Consider the following 2,590-nt stretch of genomic DNA (forward strand, 5'->3'; position numbering starts at 1 on the left):
ACCCAAACATGGGGTAATCGCGGCGCGATCGTCCCAGCTCAATTTATAAGATGATGGCTGGCGAGGGTGGTTGCCCCCGATAAGATGGAAATACGGGCTCACGATTGGAACCGGGCCCAAACATCAAATGGAGGCAACCGTGGACCAATATATAGGGCTGGACTGTTCATTAAAAGATACCGCGATCTCGATCCGACAAGACGGGAAACGGATATGGCGCGGCAAATGCGCTTCTGATCCAAAACTTTTGGCGCAGATGATCCGCAAGCATGCCCCGCACCCCAAGCGCGTTGTATTTGAAACGGGGCCATTATCGACGTGGTTCTATCATGCGTTGACGGCCGAAGGGGTTCCGGCGATCTGCATCGAAGCGCGGCATGCACAAAAGGTACTGGACGAGACGCTCAATAAGACTGGCGCCAATGACGCGGATGGATTGGCGCAGTTAGCCGAAGCCGGGTTCTACAAGGCAGTCCGCGTAAAGGCTTTCGATAGTATGTTGACGCGCACGCTGGTCGGAGCTCGCAATCAACTTCTGGGCATCGCAACCAAGCTCAGCAACCAGATTCGCGGCCTGATGAAGACGTTCGGTCTCATCATCCCTAAAGGAACGGGTCGGGTGTTTGATGGCAATGTGAGGGAATTCCTGGATGGGAATGACGGCCTGGCCAGGATCATATTGCCTCTGCTTGAGGCGTGGCGCGACATACGCAAGCGCGCAGCCGATCTTGATCACCAGTTGCTCGCCACGGCGCGGGAGAGCCAGGAGGCGAAGCTTTTGATGACGATCCCGGGGATCGGCGCCGTCACAGCCGTCTCCTACGTCGCAGCGGTTGAAGATCCAGAAAACTTCAAAACGTCGCGCTCGGTCGGCGCCTGGCTCGGGCTGACAACGCGGCGTTATCAGTCAGGCGAGGTTGACTATGATGTCCATATCTCGCGCAGAGGCGACAACCATTTACGCGGATTACTTTACGAGGCGGCGACGGTGATCCTCACGAGAACCAGTGCCAAGACCGAAAGCAGCCTCAAAAGCTGGGGGCTTAAACTGCGTGAGCGCTTGGGCTTCAAACGCGCTGCGGTGGCGGTCGCTCGAAAGCTTGCGGTCGTCATGCACAGCATGCTCAAGACAGGAGAGGTGTTCAATACATCGGCTGGCGCCACTGCATAAGCGAAGCGTCAGTCTTCTTCCCTCAGCGCGTCAAACTTGATTTGATGCACTGAGTCCCTGCTGCGGACGTGGGTTGGATCATTCCGTCACTTGCGCTGCAGCTCGTTGAGACTGCGCCCCAAACATAGGAAGATCCACCCTGCGAAGACCCATTATGCGGCGACCCCATGTGTCGACCGCGGAGACAACGCTGCTCCCGGCACCGGATAGCTCTGAAGAAAACAACGCCGCTGAGGCCCGATCAATCATTTAACTTACGCCGCCTTGCGTGTTCCCCCGTCTGGTGCCGATATCGTGTGCTCAAAACGCATTGACTAACGGAACGCAATTAGACAACGCGGATGGATTGGCGCAGTTAGCCGAAGCCGGGTTCTACAAGGCAGTCCGCGTAAAGGCTTTCGATAGTATGTTGACGCGCACGCTGGTCGGAGCTCGCAATCAACTTCTGGGCATCGCAACCAAGCTCAGCAACCAGATTCGCGGCCTGATGAAGACGTTCGGTCTCATCATCCCTAAAGGAACGGGTCGGGTGTTTGATGGCAATGTGAGGGAATTCCTGGATGGGAATGACGGCCTGGCCAGGATCATATTGCCTCTGCTTGAGGCGTGGCGCGACATACGCAAGCGCGCAGCCGATCTTGATCACCAGTTGCTCGCCACGGCGCGGGAGAGCCAGGAGGCGAAGCTTTTGATGACGATCCCGGGGATCGGCGCCGTCACAGCCGTCTCCTACGTCGCAGCGGTTGAAGATCCAGAAAACTTCAAAACGTCGCGCTCGGTCGGCGCCTGGCTCGGGCTGACAACGCGGCGTTATCAGTCAGGCGAGGTTGACTATGATGTCCATATCTCGCGCAGAGGCGACAACCATTTACGCGGATTACTTTACGAGGCGGCGACGGTGATCCTCACGAGAACCAGTGCCAAGACCGAAAGCAGCCTCAAAAGCTGGGGGCTTAAACTGCGTGAGCGCTTGGGCTTCAAACGCGCTGCGGTGGCGGTCGCTCGAAAGCTTGCGGTCGTCATGCACAGCATGCTCAAGACAGGAGAGGTGTTCAATACATCGGCTGGCGCCACTGCATAAGCGAAGCGTCAGTCTTCTTCCCTCAGCGCGTCAAACTTGATTTGATGCACTGAGTCCCTGCTGCGGACGTGGGTTGGATCATTCCGTCACTTGCGCTGCAGCTCGTTGAGACTGCGCCCCAAACATAGGAAGATCCACCCTGCGAAGACCCATTATGCGGCGACCCCATGTGTCGACCGCGGAGACAACGCTGCTCCCGGCACCGGATAGCTCTGAAGAAAACAACGCCGCTGAGGCCCGATCAATCATTTAACTTACGCCGCCTTGCGTGTTCCCCCGTATGGTGCCGATATCGTGTGCTCAAAACGCATTGACTAACGGAACGCAATTAGACAACG

At 56.9% G+C, this 2,590-nt stretch carries 1 protein-coding gene and 1 pseudogene; both read left to right on the plus strand.

The annotated features are described in order from the left end of the window. The first annotated feature begins 139 nt into the window (after positions 1-139). On the plus strand, positions 140-1,171 hold the full coding sequence (locus tag CPY51_RS23745) for an IS110 family RNA-guided transposase (protein WP_111162700.1): 1,032 nt from the start codon (positions 140-142) through the stop codon (positions 1,169-1,171). A 298-nt stretch (positions 1,172-1,469) separates the two neighbouring features. After that, positions 1,470-2,252: pseudogene (locus CPY51_RS23750) on the plus strand (IS110 family RNA-guided transposase); the annotation flags it as partial. Between the last annotated feature and the right edge of the window lie 338 nt (positions 2,253-2,590).

This window comes from Arminella tubonensis, assembly GCF_003240585.1.
Classification (GTDB): Bacteria; Pseudomonadota; Alphaproteobacteria; order Rhizobiales; family Rhizobiaceae; genus Rhizobium; species Rhizobium tubonense.